This is a genomic window from Kitasatospora sp. NPDC007106, assembly GCF_040634455.1.
GTDB lineage: Bacteria > Actinomycetota > Actinomycetes > Streptomycetales > Streptomycetaceae > Kitasatospora > Kitasatospora arboriphila.
On the sequence record NZ_JBEYFP010000911.1, the window covers coordinates 1 to 2,235 of the forward strand.

A 2,235-nucleotide genomic window follows, 5' to 3' on the forward strand; every position below is an offset into this window, starting at 1 on the left:
TTTTTTGTGGTGAATGTTGTTCAGAGGTGTGATATTCCGATCTCGCTACGCCGAGAGCCACCTGCGGCCGACGGGGGGGGGCTGACCCGCGGGCGCGGGTCCGCCGCCGACGATCACGGCCGGCGGACCGGCGCCCAGCGTTACGGCGGCCAGCGGGCGGCATTCAGCCGCCGTACACGCCGTTTCAAGGTCGCGCCACCAGAGTTCGGCCCCGTGCATACCTCACACTCGCGTGCAGGCGTCGCCTCCGTGTGCGCCGCGGCTTTGACGTTTTCGGGTCTGGTCGTCACCGGGCTGGTCGCCGCGCAGCCCGCCGCGGCCGCCGACCCGGCCGGCTACCAGAACGTTCGGATCAACGAGGTCACCTCGTCCAACAACGACACGGTGGAGCTGTACAACACCGGGTCGACGGCGGTGAGCATCAGCGGCTGGAAGATGTCCGACGACGGCTTCTCGCCGCAGTCGTTCAGCCCCTCCTCCACCACGATCGCCGCCGGCGGCTTCGTCACCTTCAACTCGCCCAAGGGACTGGGCGACTCCGACAAGCTGGTGATCTACACGGCCGACGGCACGGTGGTCGACCGCGTCGAGTGGGCGACCAACGGGGCGAAGCCGGCGATGGCGCGCTGCGGCGGCGACGGCACCGGGGCGTGGGTGACCGCGGCCACCGCGACCACGTTCGGCGCCGCGAACGCCCCGGGCTGCCCGTCGTCGATCCCGGCGGCGAGCCGGGTGCGGATCAACGAGGTCACCTCCAACGGCTCGGACACCGTCGAGCTGTACAACGGCGGCACGACCGCCGTCGGCATCGGGTCGTGGAAGTACGTCGACGGCGACACCACCCACACCCCGGTCTCGATCTCGTCCTCCTCGCCGAGCGCGACCAGCATCCCCGCCGGCGGGTACGTCACCTTCAACTCCACCCTCGGCCTGGGCGACAACGACTCGGTCTTCCTGCTCGACGGCAACGGCAGCACCGTCGACTCGGTGACCTGGGCGACCGACGGCGCCAAGCCGTCCGACGAGCGCTGCGCCAACGGCACCGGCCGGTTCCAGACCGCGGTGACCGCGACGCTCGGCAGCGCGAACTCCTGCTCCGGCAGCGGCGGCGGTGGAGGCGGCGGTCAGACCGGCCAGCTGCTGGGCGGCGGCGGCGCGCTCACCAGCGGCTGCACCCCCGAGGCGCCCTCCGGCACGGGCTCCACCCCGTCCGGCACCCTGGCCTGGCCGGGCGGCCCGGACGTCACGATCGCCGACAACGTCTGCGCGTTCACCACGTCCACCGGCCCCGAGGGACGGGACGTCAGCGGGCTGGCGTTCGACCCGGCGAACCCGACGGTGCTGTGGGCCGCAAAGAACAAGAACTGGCTGTACAAGCTGGTCAAGAGCAACGGCAAGTGGGTCCCCGACGCGACGTGGAGCGCGACCGGCAAGCAGATCCGCTTCGCGGGCGGCACCGGTGAGCCGGACTCCGAGGGCCTGACGGTCGGTGCCAACGGCCACGTCTACGTGACCTCCGAGCGCGACAACACCCACAACACCGTCCCCAAGGACACGATCATGGAGTTCGACCCGGCCGCGACCGGCTCGACGCTCACGCCCGTCCACCAGTGGGACATGACCGCGCAGTTCCCGCAGCTCGACACCGGCAGCAAGGACGACGCCAACCTCGGCTTCGAGGGCGTCGGCTACGTGCCGGACAGCTGGCTGACCGCCAACGGCTGGGCCGACCCGCTGACCGGCAGCGCCTACAACCCGGCGAACTACCCGCTGCACGGATCGGGCCTGTTCTTCGCCGGCCTGGAGTGGGACGGCTCGCTGCACGTCTACGGCCTGAACTCCGACGGCACGTTCACCACGTTCGGCACGATCGCGACCGGCAAGGTCTCCGTGATGGACGTGATGTTCGACGCCGGGACCAGCCGCATCGTCGCCACCTGCGACAACACCTGCGGTGAGACGCACACCTTCCTGAAGGTCGACGCCGCCGGCGCCGTCGTCCCCGACGTGACCTACACCAACCCGGCCGTCATGCCGACCGACAACCTGGAGGGCTTCGCGATCGCGCCGACCTCGACCTGCGTCAACGGCTTCCGCGAGGCGGTCTTCAGCGACGACGGCATCCAGGGCTTCGGCAACGGCAGCTCCTCCTACGGCCACGCCGTCTACAGCGGCACCTTCCCCTGCTGATCCGACCGACCCATGGCACGGACGGGGAGGGGGCCGGTGCGGCCC

Annotated in this window: 1 protein-coding gene; it reads left to right on the forward strand. The window is 70.6% G+C overall.

Going from position 1 to position 2,235, the window contains the following annotated elements; genetic code table 11:
• Positions 1-264 precede the first annotated feature (264 nt).
• The gene (locus ABZ641_RS33940; RefSeq protein WP_359988142.1) at positions 265-2,190 is read left to right on the forward strand and encodes a lamin tail domain-containing protein; all 1,926 of its coding nucleotides are present in this window, start codon (positions 265-267) and stop codon (positions 2,188-2,190) included.
• The last annotated feature ends 45 nt before the right edge of the window (positions 2,191-2,235 follow it).